We start from the raw sequence: 13233 nt of genomic DNA, 5'->3' as shown, positions 1-13233 counted from the left end.
TGGCACGACTCCCCGAACGACGAACACCCCACCGCCGACGTCACCCTCGGACAGGACAAGATCTGGCAGGCCGTGGACGCGATCACCACCGCCGGGCTCTGGGACAGCACCGTGTTCCTGCTGACCTGGGACGACTGGGGCGGCTTCGACGACCACGTCGTCACCCCGAACCTGGAACACACCCCCGACGGCGTCCAACTCGCCTACGGCCCACGGGTCCCGCTGCTCATGTTCGGTGGCCCGGTCAAGACCGTCATCGACTCCCGCTGGAACGGCCACACCAGCATCGGCAAGACCGTGCTCGACCTGCTCGGCCTCCCACCTCTCGGCGTGCCCCGCCTGGACGACGCCCCGAGCCTCGCCGACCTCGTCGACACCGCCGCGACGCCCTCCGCGCCGCCGCCGGCCTACGGCACGGCGATCACCCAACCCGTCGCCCCGACACCTCCCCCGACGCCGACCCCGGTGCCCCAAACACCGGCCGGCACCGTTGCCGTGGGCCCCGTCATGCTCCGAGACGGAACGACGCTCCCGCCGCCGAACGACCAGCCCGTCAACTGAGGTACCGCCACGGGGGCCCGACTGGCGCGCCTCGTGGAGGCTGCGCAGTGACGGCTCGTCCCGTCGATTCGGAACGAGCCGTCACCCGGCGGCTACGGGTCACCCCCCGGCAGACCGTCGCCGCCTCGGGCTCGCGGTCTCAGCCATACGCGCTGCGCGTGGGCGAGTCGAGCGGGTCCGACGTTTCTGGAAGGACGAGCAACGGCCCGCCCCGTGCTCATGAGGCGGGCCGTCGAGCACCCTCCGGGGGGAAGGGTGTGAACTGTCGGCGTCGACGCTCATCAAGCCGCTTCTTCTCAACAGCTCACCTGCAGTTCTACGCTCTGGGCCGCACTCAGACCAGCCCTGTTCGAGGCCTGTTCCTGAGAGTTCCACAGCAGCAAACCGAGCAACGAGATAGCCCGGCCTGGGGCGCGCGGTCGAGAGCTTGACCCGGCCGGGGATAGCGCGTCGGCGGTGGACATCCCGCGAGGGGACCGGATGGTGGGTTGCCGGCGAACCAGCTGCCCGCTGTCGGCCGGGTTACCGACAGCGGGCAACCGAGATCTGGCTAGACGGCAAGCAAGGCGAAGGCCCGCTCCTTCAGGTCGACGACGGACCCGTCGATCGAGCGCAGCGCACGGTTGACCGCCTTGTCGCCGGCGGTCTTGCCGTTCACGGGCGCGGTGTGGTCGAGGTACTCGGTGATGGCCTGGTACCCGGCCCACCTCGTGCCGCGGATGTTGGCGTTGGTGTCGGCATCGAGGAACAGCTGGTCGAGCGCCTGGGTGCGGTTGCCGGCGAGCGTCTTGCTGCGGCCGGTCGCGGTCTCGGTTGGCTGCTTCCAGATCTCGTCGCAGACCCTGCGGAACTCCGCCTCGCTCAGGGCCTCGTTGATCATCCGCTCGGCTTGGGTCTCGAACTCGGCCAGGTACTTCCAGGTGAGGCCGAGCTGGTCGCGGGCTTGCTGGACCCGGTCAGCCGCGGTCTCGGTGTGCCGGATCTTGAACGACGCCTTCGCGTTGGCCAGCGCCGCGCGTTGGGTGTTGGCGCACACGATTCGCGTCGGGGTGATCAGCCCGGTGATCGCCCGGTTGCCGGTGTGGTTGTTCAGGATGGCGATATTCACGTCGAGCACGTCGACGCCCCCGACGAGCATGGTGTTCGGGAGCTTCATGGTGACGAAGACGTCCGCGCCGCCGCGCATCGAGCCAGCGGTGTCGAGGAACGCGCCGGACTCGTCGGTCATGGTCTGCAGGTACTCGACCAGGGCCTCGTTCTGGAACGGCGTGTAGGTCTCCCCGACGATCCCGGCGTGGCCGGTGGCCTGGCCGATGATCTCCTCGATGCCGGTGACTGGGTTGGTGCGGACGGTGACGTACTTGCTGTCGATGACCGTGCTGGTGACGCCGTCGGTGCCGATGAGGCTGGTCTGGATCTCGCGCTTGCGGACGTCCCAGCCGCCGAGGTGGGCGTAGGTCATGACGTCGTGCGCGGTCAGGCCAGCGGGGAGGACGGTGCCGAGGCGGTGCCAGGCGTCCTGGTTGTGGCCGGCGACGAAGGCGGTGCTGCCGTCGGGGTGCTGTTCGAGTTCGTGGGACATGCTGGTGATCTCCTTGGTCTGGACATGCGAGAGCCCCCGGCCGGTCGGCACGGGGGCTGAGGTGTTCGGTGCTGCTGGTGGTGCGCTACTGGTTCGTGTCCTTGTCTCCCTTCGTTGCGCGGAGCCGGGGCAGGCTGCGGGGGTCGATGCCGTGGGCCAGGGCGGCGAGCAGCAGATCGGCCGCGCTGTAGCCGGGATCGGACTCGAGCGCCTTGGTGGCGGCGATGCCGGCCAGGGCACCGTTGCCGTCGCGGAAGGCTGACCAGGCGGCCAGGAACAGCGGCGCCGCGTCGTGCGGGCTCGGAAGCCGTCGGGCGAGGTTGACCCACAGGTCGATGCCGGCGAGCCGCCCGTCGTCGACACCCATCCACATCGCGTCCCGCACGGCGTAGGACTGCAGGCCGACGCCGTAGCGGGCCACGTCCTCGTCGGTGGGCATCCGGCCGTCCTGAGCGCCACGGTGAGCGACGAACAGGGCCCTGGTGACCGACCGGGCCCAGGCGTCTCTTGACCCGTTCAGGGCCGCGCTCAGCTCGAGGTGCTCATGCCGTGCGATCAGCTCAGCGAGATCCGGTCGGTCGGGCACCGCGGCGAACATGTCGGCGAGCGCTTCCCTCGTCGGAACCACGGTCAGCCCCGCCACCACGGCCTCGGTCTGGAACACCGTGGTGGCGGTGAACGGCCTGCCGTCGGGTGGGCAGCAGGCCGGGCTCTCGCAGCTGTAGGACCACCAACGGTCGGCGGTTACGAGCAGGCCCTCGATCAGGGTCACGGTGGACGACTCCGCAACGCCACTGACCTGCTCGATGATCGACCGCTGCGGCAGGTCCGCGGCGGAAGTCGGGTGCTGGGCGTTGGTGTAGACGGCGGCGATCAGATCGGTGGTGCCGCCGCGGACGATGGCGCCGATCGTGTCGGTCAGGACCTGGGAGGTCAAGGCGTCCAGGTCGAGGCGGGCGGTGACGACGAGGTGGCTGTCGGCGAGCCCGATGAGGACGAGGCTGTCCTGGGGGTGGAAGCCGAGCAGGTACGGCACGGCCGAGATGAGGTCGGCCGGGCCGGTGATGCGCAGGGCCGGCTTGTCGGTGGTGGTCATGGCAGTTCTCCTTCGAAAATGACGAAGCCCCCAGCCGGACGGCTGAGGGCAGGCGATGCGGTCGCGGTAGAGCGTCGGGTCATGCGAGTGGTTGGAGCTCTCCGCGCCGGACGAGGAGCAGGGCCTCCATCTCGAGGTTGACGTGGACGGACAGGGTCTCCAGCGGCTCGGCGAGCAGATCTGTTCTGGCGTGGGTGTCGGTGTAGACGACGACGATCACCCCGGTGGCGAAGCTGCGCCTGATGGAGTGGAACGCCGCCGGCATCACTCCGGGTGAGGCGACGTGGCGCAGCTCGATCAGCGCGGCAGCGGTCACCGTTGTCTCGCTGACCCCGACTAGCACGAGGCACTCCTTCGGGGGTGTCCCGAGCATGGTCGGGATCGCAGTAAGCAGGTCGGTTGGGCTGGCGACGTGCACCTGCGTTGGATCGGTGGTGGGCATGGACTTCCTCTCTGAAATGCAGAAAGCCCCTCGACCGGATGGTCAAGGGGCTGCAGTACGGCCGGTGTGCCGGCCCGTTGCGGAGTGGTTCAGGCCAACCGCTCGTCGCGGTCCCAGTCGTCGTCCCAGCGGCTTACGCCGGAGTCGTAGCTCCGAGGCTGGCTGCGGTTGGTCATGTGCACCCCGAGCAGCGCGGCGAGCACCGCCCCGAGCGCGTCCTTGACCGGAACCAGGCCGACCAGGCTGCCGATCACCAGCGCCGCCGCGGCCGCGTAGGCGGCGTCCGTGGCAACCCGGGTCGAGTGGCCTCGCCACAGCCGCTTCAACCGCGCCAGGAGGCGCTCACCCAGCGACGTCGCCACCCGGACGAGGGTGCCGCCCAGCTTGGCCAGGCCTCTCCACATTGCGTTCCACATGCCGTGTCTCCTTCGGTTGGGCATGAAAAAACCCGGCACCGCGGGATGCGGGCCGGGCGTCGATGTCTTCGTCAGGTCAGGTGAACTGATCGAAGACCCAGTCGATCATCGCGTTCGCGGTGTCGACTTGAGTTGGGTGGCTCGGGCAGGGCCATCTGGGGGCACACGTCTTCCGAGCTCCCAAAATACTAGCAGGATTCGATCACATGTTCAACCAGGCGATCCTGATTGAAGACCCGGATCACTTGTGGGCGGACCGTTGGTGGGGCCGTCGTCTTGGCTCGGTTGCGTGCCGGCGATTAGCTCGCGGCGCCTTAGAAACTGTCGGACATGCCGGGGAGGATCGGAGATGGTTCGAGGGGGCTCGCCTCCGCGATTCTTGATTCAGTTCAGTTATGCTCACTCGGATCACCCTGTGGAAAAAGGGCATAGTTCTGTGGATACAGGGAGGCAAGGCAATGGCGCACGTATGGGATGTCGCGCAGTACGTTCTCGATAAGTGCGGACCGATGACCGCTACGAAGCTCCAGAAGCTCTGCTATTACTCGCAGGCGTGGCACCTCGTCTGGGAAGAGGAGCCCCTCTTCCCAGAGCGCATCGAGGCATGGGCGAACGGTCCCGTATCGCCGCAGCTCTACGCGAAGCATCGTCTGCAGTATCAAGTCGACGAGGTCGCCGACGGCGACGCCGATTCTCTCAAGCCCAACGAGCGTTCCACGGTGGACATGGTCTGCGACTTCTACGGTCGCCGAAGCGGCGCCGAGCTGAGTGATCTCACCCACCGCGAGGCGCCGTGGCGCGAAGCGCGGGGGGACACCCCACCAGGCGCGCGGAGCAACGCTGTGATCACACACGCGGCGATGGGCGAGTACTACGAGAGCCTGCTCGGCACCTCAGTCGATCAGTAGTGGGTGACAAGTCGCCTCGACAGGCCGCGAAGCAAGAGAAACAACGACGCCGCGCCGCAGCGGCGACGCCAGCCAAGGGAGAGAAACGCGCGGTCGAATCGCCCGTCGACGTCGCCGCATACGACCGTGAGCTGCGATTCCGGTTCGACCGCGTCGACATAGGTAGTGAGTGGTGCCTTACAGACATCAGTAAGGACGATCACGCGGAGCTCATCGCCTTCATGGCCGAGATGGAGACGAAGAAGGTCAAGGAGCTGATCCCGCGACCGTGCAAGCACGCCGACGTTGCGGCCGACAGCCAGAACCCCACGGCGCAGAAGCGCGCTCGTGAGCGGTTCAGTGACGATCATGACGCGATCCACGAGTTTCGGATCAGCGGCGCGAAACGACTCTGGGGGCTGCTGTACGACAACGAGTTTTCGATCATCTGGTGGGACCCGAACCATGTCGTCTTTCCGAGCAAGCGGGTCTGGGACAACTAAGCCGGGTTTCCCGCTATGTCGTCCGCGACGGGGCACCGCCCCGGCGACGAGCCTGCTTGAAGGAGCGCGTGGGCTCCCGTTGTTCATACGAGCCGTTGATGACAGGGATCGGGGTGACTAACGGTGATGCCCGACGATGAAACCCTGCCCGACGAGGAAAGGTGGATCTCGTCCGTCATAGCTTCGACGGCTTGTAATAAGGTTCTCCGAGACCCGCTGCGACAACTGGACGCTGCTCTACACGCTGATCCAGAGCAGCGACGGCAGCTGGCTCATCGACAACACCACTGCGTACCAGGGCGGCGAACACACGACCTGCTGACCCGGACCTGGACATCCCGTGCCAGCCCGGTTCAGTCCAAGGTATTACCGGACACGAGGGACTCGCTGTCGTGCCGGAACCCCCGCAGTTCCGGGGGTTGGCACAAGGATGAGGCGTTCCTAATGCGCGACTACCTGGACTGAGATCCAGCTGGAGCATCACGGACGGCCTCGGGTTCACCCGGGGCCGTTCGTCGTCCCGGGGCCTGTCGGGCGGGGGCGCGAGTCGCGATCATGTCTGCCATGGTCGCAGCGACCGACACCGGCAACGACCGACTCGAAGCCTGGGAGCGGCGGTGGGAGTGGCCGCTGACCGTGCTCGCCGCGGCCTTCCTCGGCGCGTACGCGTGGCCGGTGCTCGATCCCGGGCTGGACGCGTCGCTGACCGCGCTGTGCACGGTGATCGACGTCGTGGCGTGGAGCGCGTTCTTCGTCGACTACGCGGTGCGGGTCCACCTCGCCGAGCGTCGCGCGCACTTCGTGTGGGGGCACCTGCCCGACCTGGCGGTGCTCGTGCTGCCGATCCTGCGCCCGCTGCGCCTGCTACGGCTCGTGCTGCTGCTGCGCATGCTCAATCGGGGCGCGACCCAGGGCCTGCGCGGGCGCATCGCCGTCTACGTCGCCGGCGCGACCGCGCTGCTGCTCACCTGCTCGGCGCTGGCGGTTCTCGACGCCGAGCGCGCGGCGGCCGACGCGAACATCACCACCTTCGGTGACGCGCTCTGGTGGTCACTCACCACCATCACGACCGTCGGATACGGCGACCACTACCCGGTGACGACCGAGGGGCGGTGGGTCGCGGCCGGGCTGATGCTGGGCGGGGTCGCCCTGCTCGGCATCGTCACGGCCTCCATCGCCAGCTGGCTCATCGAGCGCGTTCGCGAGACCGAGGAGGAGGCCCAGGCGGTCACCCGGGCCGACTTCCGGGCGTTGACAGCCGAGATCGCCGAACTGCGCGCCCAACTCACCGGCCGCACTGCACCGCCGCCTCCGACCGGCTGAGGGTCGATCGCCGGCGCGCCGAGCCCGGTCAGTCCGTCCGGCTCACGGGGACTTCGACCGGCTGTGCGCCATCGACTCGCCGGCGACCAGGATCGCGAAGGGGATCCCGACCATGACGAGCACGGCGAAGCCGATCGGGCCGGCCGCGATGGACAGCAGGACGAGCAGGAACAGGATCGCGAACATGAAGCCGCGGGCTGGGTGATGCTGCCTGGACATGTCGACCTCCTCGAGCGGGCCGTTCGGCGATGAGCCGACCCTGCGCCCGACGGCCCGGACGTCGCTACGGGCCAACGGACGACCCGGTCGGGTCGAAGGTCGCGACCTTGCCGGCGAATCGCGATTTTGATGGCCGGTTCACACACCCGGTGCCACTGTGCAGCGATGAACATCGTTCGTCGCAGCACGGCGGCCGTGCTCGCCGCCCTCCTCGCATCGTCCGTCGCCGGCGCCGCCACCGCCGAGGCCCGTTCGGGCTGGCGCATCGAACGGGACAGCTACGGCGTGCCGCGGGTGTACGCCGACACCGCGCCCGCGCTGTTCTACGGCGACGGCTACGCCCAGGCGCAGGAACGCCTGTGGCAGGCCGATCTGGTGCGCCGCACGGCGTCGGGGTACCTGAGTGCGCTGATCGGGCCCGGTGCGGGCAACGCCAACGTGCAGTCCGACGAGTACTTCCGCCTGTACACCGGCGGGTACGCCGCGCTGCACCGACAGGTGCTCGCCCTCGACCGGCGCACCCGCACCGCCCTCGACGCCTTCGTCGCGGGCTACAACGCGTGGATCACCCAGGCCACCGCGCAGGGCCTGCTACCCCTCGAGTACGCCGGCGTGCACCAGCAACCGCAGCCGTGGACGGACGAGGACGTGCTCGCCACCGGCATGATCTCGGTGCTGCAGGTCGGCACCACCGGTGCCGACGAGCTCACCGATGCAGCCGAGCTCGCCGACCTCGACGCGCGGCTCGGACCGGCCGCCGCAGCGGCGGCCTTCGGCGATTCCCACTGGACGGACGATCCCGGATCACCGACGACCATCCCGTGGGCCGCCGGCCGCGTCGACCATCGCGCGTCGATCCTGCCGACGCCGGCCGGCGCCGAACCGGCCGCGGCCGACGAAGCCGTCGCGCGACAGCGCGCCGCGCACCGGGCGATGGCGCGGCTCGGCCTGGACTCGGTCGGGCACTCGAACGCGATCGCGCTGTCCGGCCGGTTGACGGCGAGCGGGCACCCGCTGCTGCTCGGCGGTCCGCAGATCGGCTACAGCCTGCCGCAGGGCTTCGTCGAGATCGGGCTGCACGGCGCGGGCTACGACGTCACGGGGGTGGTGCTCGCCGGCACGCCGGGCGTCGAGATCGGCGTCGGGCACAACTTCGCCTGGACCGTGACGACCGGCGGTGACGACAACCAGGACTGGTACGCCGAGCGGCTCGACCCGGCCGCCCACCCGGGCCGGTACTTCTACCGGGGGGCGTGGCGGCCGTTCGACTGCCGGGTCGAGACGATCGAGGTCGCCGGCTCGGCGCCGGTCGCCCAGACGGCCTGCGAATCGGTCCACGGCCCCGTCCTCGGGCAGCAGGGGAACTTCGCACTCACCCTGAAGGACGCGACGCGCGGGCGGATCGACGTCACCCTCGCCGGCTTCCTCGGCATCGACCGCGCCCGGTCGCTGCAAGAGTTCCTGCGGGCCGGCCGCAGCATCCGGGCGAGCCTCAACCTCACCTACGCGAGTACGTCCGGCCACATCGCCTACGCCCACGTCGGACCGGTGCCGATCCGGGCCGTCGGGGACAACCCGTTCCTGCCCCACCCCGGCGACGGGTCGGACGAATGGCGGGGGCTGCGTCCGACCGACGCCATGCCGCTCGTGATCGATCCGGTGCGCGGCTGGCTCGCGAACTGGAACAACAAGCCGCAGCAGCACTGGGCGAACTCCAGCGACGGCTTCTGGCAGTGGGGGCCGGTGCAGCGCGTCCAGGTCATCCAGCGGCAGGTCGCCCGGATCGCGCCGCACACCGCCACCACGGCCACCCTCGAGGCGATCAACCGGACGACCGGCGAGACGGCCGAGACACCGGTCGGGGTCGAGCCGGCCGACGTCGTGCAGGTGCTGCGCCCGCAGCTGCTGGCGGCGCTCGGCGGCGCGAGCAGCCCGGTCGTTCAGCTGCTGCGGAACTGGGACGAGTCGCGGGTCGACGCGAACCACGACGGGGCGTACGACTCGCCCGCGCTGACGATCTTCAACGCCTGGTACGCCGCGCTGGTCGACACGACGGTGCGGCCGGCGCTCGGCGACAACTACGCCGCCGACGGCAACGAGCTGAACACGACCGCGAACATCGTGAGCCGGCTGCTCTCCGGACGGCACGCTTCGCTGCCGCTGCGCTACGACTACCTGCAGCGGCGCTCGCTGTCGTCCGTCGTGGCCGGCGCCCTACAGCACGCCGTAGACGACCTGACCGCGCGCTTCGGCACGGCCGACGTCGATCGATGGCTGACGCCGGACGTGTCGATCACCTGGTCGCCGCTCGGCGCGGGCAGCGTGCCGACCACGCCCTGGATGAACCGAGGCACGTACAACCAGATCGTCTCTCTCGTGCCGGGCCGCGTCACCGGCGAGAACGTGGTGGCCCCCGGCGAGTCCGGCGACGTGCGCAGCCCGCACTTCGCCGACCAGCTGCAGCTCTACGCGACCTGGCACTACAAACCGATGACCCTGCGCTAGCTGGCGAGCGTCCGCGCGTCGAATCGACTTCAACTTCACAATGACCTAACATCGGGCTGCGGATCGATCAGGTGGAGGACGCGGCGATGGTGGGTCACGGTGGCTGGAGCGTGCCGTCGTCTCCCCCACCGCGGCGAGCATCCCGGGCCCGCCGCTTCCTGCACACCCATCCCACCCGGCACGCCGGGTGGAACTGGCTCATCTGGACCGTCGTCGTTCTAGCCGCGATCGCGGTGTCGAGCACCCGGACCACCTCCGCGGCCCGACCCACGTCGTCGGCCCCGATCACGTCCTCGGCCCCGACCGACTCTTCGCCCCCGACCGTCGCCTCGACCCCGACCGACTCCTCGACCCCGTCCTCGGCCCGGGCGACCCGACCCGGCCACGCCCCGGCTCCGGCGCCGGCGCCGGCGAGCGAGGGCATCGTCGTCACGTCCGTCGGGGCGGTGCTCCCGGATGCCGCCCGCACCCCCGGCGCGATCGATCCCGCCGTCACCCAGGCCACGATCCACCGCACGATCTGCGTGCCGGGGTGGACGACCACCATCCGGCCGCTGTCGAGCTACACCACCGAGCTCAAGATCGCGCAGCTCGGGAGCGGCTACTCCTACCACCACGACCAGAATCCCGGCGACTACGAGGAAGACCATCTGATCTCCCTCGAACTCGGCGGCTCGCCGACCGCCGCGACGAATCTGTGGCCCGAGCCGTACTTCGCGAGCTGGGGCGCCCGCACCAAGGACCGGGTCGAGAACCGGCTGCACGCCATGGTCTGCTCCGGGCTCATCAGCCTGGCCGGCGCGCAGCATGCGATCGCCCGCAACTGGTGGGTCGCCTACAACCTGTACGTCACTTCGGCGCTGCCTCCCGTTCCCGCCCCCCGCTCCAGCGCACCTGCGCCTGCTCCCGTCGCCGACCCCGGGGGCGGCGCGACCGCCCAGTGCAACGACGGCACCTACTCCTACGCCGCCCAGCACCGCGGCGCCTGCTCGCACCACGGCGGCGTCAAGATCTTCTTCAACTAGCCCGACCGACACCCCGGAGTGCAACCCGATGCTCAGCCTGCCCACCCCGCGCCGCGGCCTCGCCGCCGTCACCCTCGCCGTCACGGCGAGCACGTCGTTCCTCGCCGCGGCTCCGCCCGCCGGCGCCACGACTGACCTGCTGTGCAGCGCGCACATGTCGACCTCGAGCCCGCGGCAGTACTCGACCGACTACGTGCTGGTCACGACCGCACGCTCGGCCGCGGTGCGCACCTCGGCCCGCTACAAGACCACCACCACGGTCCACACGGCCACCGCGAACAGCAGCGGACGCGCGACCGTCGCGTATCGCATCTCCCGCGCCACGAAGGGCTTCCGGGTGCTCGTCTCCGTCACCGTCCGCCGGGGCACCGCCGTCGGCAACTGCGCCACCGCGTTCGTCCCGCGCTAGCCGCACCAATCCTGTTTGATCCGTGTGACGTGGGCCCGGTGGGCATGGGACCGTAAGCGGATGCGCAGTGGTCTCGAGGTCGCCGGCCTGACCCGACGCTTCGGTGCGCGGGCCGTCGTCGACGGCCTCACCTTCACGGCTGCGCCCGGCACCGTGACCGGGTTGCTCGGACCCAACGGCTGCGGCAAGTCGACGACGCTGAAACTGCTGGCCGGTGCCCTGGTCGCCTCCGCGGGTACCGCGCACCTCGACGGCGCGCCGCTCGGGGTCAACCAGGTGGCGACGAAGGCCGTCACGGGATTCATCCCGGACGTCGGCGGCCTCTTCCCCCGACTCAGCGGACGCGAGCATCTCGAGCTCACAGCGCGGCTCTACCAGTTGCGCGAGTGGCGGCGGCGGGCCGAGGAGCTGCTCGACGTCCTCGACCTGCGCGATGCGGCCGACCAGCGGGCCGGCACGTACTCACACGGCATGAGCCGCAAGCTGTCGGCGGCGGTGGCGCTGCTGCCCCCGACCCGCCTGCTGCTGGCCGACGAGCCGTTCGACGGCGTGGACGCGACCGGCATCGACACCCTCGCCGAGCTCCTCGCCGACCGGGCCGCCGACGGTACCTGCGTGCTCGTGACGACGCACCTCCTCGGCGTGGCCGAGACGCTGTGCGACTCGGTGCACCTGATGTATGACGGACGGCTGCGGGCCCGGGTCACCGGCGACGAGCTGCCCGATCTCGGGCACACGTACCGCGCGGTGCTCGGCGCGGCCCGCGAGGACCACGGGCGGTGACTGCGCCGGCCCGCCGCCGAGCCGGGGCCGAGGTGCGGGCGGCGCTCTGGCTCCAGTCGCGCGACATCGTGCATCTCGGCGGGCGGCGCCTGCTCGGGCCCTCGCTCGTCGCCGCCTACCTCGGTGTCGGCGGGCTGCTCGTCCTCGGGGGACTCGTGGTGCACGGCCAATACCACCGCCTGCCGCTCGTCGAGCTCTTCACCCCGATCTGGCTGCTGTGGGCCGTGCTGCCCGCGGTCGGCGCCGGCGGCGGCAGCCTCGACGCCGCAACATCCCTCGCGCCGTACCCGACCGGTCCGGCGATGCAGCTCACCGCGTCGTGGGCGGCCGGTCTGGTCGACATCCAGTACGTGCTGCCGCTGCCGGTGCTGTTCGCCGCCGCGGCGGCCGACGTCGGGGTCACCGGCCTGATCGGGGCCGTCGCCTTCGTCGCCGGCGCCTCCGCGCTCGGGCAGCTGGCCGGCTGGCTCAGCGTCGCCGGGGTGCGGGCCGGCCGCGGGCAGAGTCTCGCGATCACCGGGCTGGCCGTGCTGTGTCTGGGCCTGCTCGCGGTCAGCCATCGCTCCGATGCCGCGGGGACGCGGCGGCTGGGCGCCATTCCCCCGACCCGCTGGCTGGCCGCCGGGTCGCACGCCGCCGCGCGTGGCGAGTGGGCCGCTGCCGTCGGCTGGTGGGGGCTGCTGGCCTCGCCCGTGCTGCTGCTCGGCGCGGTGGGCCCCGGCCTGGTGCGGCGGGCCACCGTGGCCCGGCTGGCCGGCTCGGTGAGCCGGGCCACGACCCGCTCGTTCGGCCCCTCGCCCGCAGGCGCGCTGGCCGCCGCCGCGTGGCGCGGCATCGTCCGGACGCTGTCATGGCGGGCAGCCCTGCTCGCCGTGGTCGCCATCCCGTTCCTCACCGCTCTGCTGGCACACCCGCTGACCGCCCGCACGCTCGCCTCGGTGGGGCTGGTGTCGGCCGGGGCCACGCTCGCGGCGAACACCTGGTCGTTCGAAGCGGGCGGGACGGCACTGCTGCTCAGCGCGCCGCTCCGCCGCCGCACCGTCGTCCTCGTGCGTTCAGCGGTCCTGGCCGCAGCGCTCACGGTCACCCTCGCGGTGGCGGCGGTCAGCGCGCTCGTCTCGGCGCCGCTGCGGGTGGCACCGGCCGATCTCGGTTATGCCGCGTGCGTGCTCGTCGTCGTCACCGTCGCCGGCATGCGCACCTCGATCTCGTCGGCCACCGCGGCCGACGTCGACTCGCTGCGCGCCCGGCCGGCGTCGCTCACCGCCGTCCTGACCTTCGGCGGCCGCTGCCTGCTCGGCTGCCTCCTGCTCTCGGCCGGCTGGTCACTCGGCGTCCTCGGTGTCCTCACCGCCGCCGTCGGGACGATCGGGTACGCCGCGTGGGCCCTGCGCGGCACGCACCGGCGGCTCACCGACGGCGCGACCCTCCTGGCGGCGTTCGCCACCGTCCGCTGAGGCGACGAACGGCTGACCCGCCCCC

At 70.7% G+C, this 13233-nt stretch carries 14 protein-coding genes; 9 read left to right on the top strand and 5 right to left on the bottom strand.

Annotated elements, in window-relative coordinates; translation table 11 throughout:
- Positions 1 to 561, top strand: a 561-nt coding sequence (locus VGN18_RS13750) for an alkaline phosphatase family protein (RefSeq protein ID WP_327540269.1), incomplete at its 5' end; no start/stop codon positions are given.
- Between the two features lie 550 nt (positions 562 to 1111).
- Here VGN18_RS13750 and VGN18_RS13745 read toward each other — a convergent pair.
- The 4 genes from VGN18_RS13745 to VGN18_RS13730 all read right to left on the bottom strand — a co-directional run bounded on the left by VGN18_RS13745 (position 1112) and on the right by VGN18_RS13730 (position 4097).
- Positions 1112 to 2143 carry a DUF932 domain-containing protein gene (locus tag VGN18_RS13745; RefSeq protein ID WP_327540268.1) on the bottom strand — a complete coding sequence of 344 codons (1032 nt, stop codon included), beginning with the start codon at positions 2141 to 2143 and terminating at the stop codon, positions 1112 to 1114.
- A gap of 85 nt (positions 2144 to 2228) precedes the next feature.
- On the bottom strand, positions 2229 to 3239 hold the full coding sequence (locus tag VGN18_RS13740) for a DUF4192 domain-containing protein (RefSeq protein WP_327540267.1): 1011 nt from the start codon (positions 3237 to 3239) through the stop codon (positions 2229 to 2231).
- A 79-nt stretch (positions 3240 to 3318) separates the two neighbouring features.
- Positions 3319 to 3681, bottom strand: a complete 363-nt coding sequence (locus tag VGN18_RS13735; RefSeq protein WP_327540266.1) for a DUF4192 family protein — start codon at positions 3679 to 3681, stop codon at positions 3319 to 3321.
- Positions 3682 to 3770: 89 nt separating this feature from the next.
- Positions 3771 to 4097, bottom strand: a complete 327-nt coding sequence (locus tag VGN18_RS13730) for a hypothetical protein (RefSeq protein WP_327540265.1) — start codon at positions 4095 to 4097, stop codon at positions 3771 to 3773.
- Positions 4098 to 4492: 395 nt separating this feature from the next.
- Between VGN18_RS13730 and VGN18_RS13725 the strand changes: the two genes are divergently transcribed.
- From VGN18_RS13725 to VGN18_RS13715, 3 genes are all read left to right on the top strand, one after another.
- Positions 4493 to 5005 carry a Panacea domain-containing protein gene (locus VGN18_RS13725; RefSeq protein WP_327540264.1) on the top strand — a complete coding sequence of 171 codons (513 nt, stop codon included), beginning with the start codon at positions 4493 to 4495 and terminating at the stop codon, positions 5003 to 5005.
- Positions 5005 to 5487, top strand: a complete 483-nt coding sequence (locus VGN18_RS13720; protein ID WP_327540263.1) for a hypothetical protein — start codon at positions 5005 to 5007, stop codon at positions 5485 to 5487. Before VGN18_RS13725 ends, VGN18_RS13720 begins: the two co-directional genes overlap by 1 nt.
- A 564-nt stretch (positions 5488 to 6051) precedes the next feature.
- A complete protein-coding gene (locus VGN18_RS13715) occupies positions 6052 to 6810 on the top strand; it encodes a potassium channel family protein (RefSeq protein WP_327540262.1) in 759 nt (252 codons plus the stop codon).
- A 42-nt stretch (positions 6811 to 6852) separates the two neighbouring features.
- On the opposite strand, the gene VGN18_RS13710 is transcribed toward VGN18_RS13715, so the two are convergent.
- The gene (locus VGN18_RS13710; protein WP_327540261.1) at positions 6853 to 7029 is read right to left on the bottom strand and encodes a hypothetical protein; all 177 of its coding nucleotides are present in this window, start codon (positions 7027 to 7029) and stop codon (positions 6853 to 6855) included.
- Between the two features lie 165 nt (positions 7030 to 7194).
- Between VGN18_RS13710 and VGN18_RS13705 the strand changes: the two genes are divergently transcribed.
- The 5 genes from VGN18_RS13705 (at position 7195) to VGN18_RS13685 (ending at position 13208) form a co-directional block, all read left to right on the top strand.
- The gene (locus tag VGN18_RS13705; protein ID WP_327540260.1) at positions 7195 to 9534 is read left to right on the top strand and encodes a penicillin acylase family protein; all 2340 of its coding nucleotides are present in this window, start codon (positions 7195 to 7197) and stop codon (positions 9532 to 9534) included.
- A gap of 71 nt (positions 9535 to 9605) precedes the next feature.
- Positions 9606 to 10559, top strand: a complete 954-nt coding sequence (locus VGN18_RS13700; RefSeq protein WP_327540259.1) for a DUF3761 domain-containing protein — start codon at positions 9606 to 9608, stop codon at positions 10557 to 10559.
- 28 nt (positions 10560 to 10587) lie between these two features.
- Positions 10588 to 10968 (top strand): hypothetical protein, encoded by a 381-nt coding sequence (locus tag VGN18_RS13695; protein ID WP_327540258.1) that lies wholly within the window; start codon positions 10588 to 10590, stop codon positions 10966 to 10968.
- A 60-nt stretch (positions 10969 to 11028) separates the two neighbouring features.
- Positions 11029 to 11751, top strand: coding sequence for an ABC transporter ATP-binding protein (locus VGN18_RS13690; protein ID WP_327540257.1), 723 nt, complete (start codon positions 11029 to 11031; stop codon positions 11749 to 11751).
- Positions 11748 to 13208 (top strand): hypothetical protein, encoded by a 1461-nt coding sequence (locus VGN18_RS13685; protein ID WP_327540256.1) that lies wholly within the window; start codon positions 11748 to 11750, stop codon positions 13206 to 13208. Before VGN18_RS13690 ends, VGN18_RS13685 begins: the two co-directional genes overlap by 4 nt.
- The last annotated feature ends 25 nt before the right edge of the window (positions 13209 to 13233 follow it).

The organism is Jatrophihabitans sp. (assembly GCF_036000465.1).
Classification (GTDB): domain Bacteria; phylum Actinomycetota; class Actinomycetes; order Mycobacteriales; family Jatrophihabitantaceae; genus Jatrophihabitans.
The sequence above is the reverse complement of the archived record's forward strand: the minus strand, read 5'-3'. Positions and strand labels throughout refer to the sequence as shown.

What these genes read in the sequence shown, in the direction of transcription:
- VGN18_RS13695 (WP_327540258.1), top strand. Translation starts at nt 10,588, where the DNA reads ATGCTCAGCCTGCCCACCCCGCGCCGCGGCCTCGCCGCCGTCACCCTC.
- VGN18_RS13690 (WP_327540257.1), top strand. Translation starts at nt 11,029, where the DNA reads ATGCGCAGTGGTCTCGAGGTCGCCGGCCTGACCCGACGCTTCGGTGCG.
- VGN18_RS13745 (WP_327540268.1), bottom strand. Translation starts at nt 2,143, where the DNA reads ATGTCCCACGAACTCGAACAGCACCCCGACGGCAGCACCGCCTTCGTC.
- VGN18_RS13730 (WP_327540265.1), bottom strand. Translation starts at nt 4,097, where the DNA reads ATGTGGAACGCAATGTGGAGAGGCCTGGCCAAGCTGGGCGGCACCCTC.
- VGN18_RS13710 (WP_327540261.1), bottom strand. Translation starts at nt 7,029, where the DNA reads ATGTCCAGGCAGCATCACCCAGCCCGCGGCTTCATGTTCGCGATCCTG.
- VGN18_RS13735 (WP_327540266.1), bottom strand. Translation starts at nt 3,681, where the DNA reads ATGCCCACCACCGATCCAACGCAGGTGCACGTCGCCAGCCCAACCGAC.
- VGN18_RS13725 (WP_327540264.1), top strand. Translation starts at nt 4,493, where the DNA reads ATGCTCACTCGGATCACCCTGTGGAAAAAGGGCATAGTTCTGTGGATA.
- VGN18_RS13740 (WP_327540267.1), bottom strand. Translation starts at nt 3,239, where the DNA reads ATGACCACCACCGACAAGCCGGCCCTGCGCATCACCGGCCCGGCCGAC.
- VGN18_RS13715 (WP_327540262.1), top strand. Translation starts at nt 6,052, where the DNA reads ATGGTCGCAGCGACCGACACCGGCAACGACCGACTCGAAGCCTGGGAG.
- VGN18_RS13705 (WP_327540260.1), top strand. Translation starts at nt 7,195, where the DNA reads ATGAACATCGTTCGTCGCAGCACGGCGGCCGTGCTCGCCGCCCTCCTC.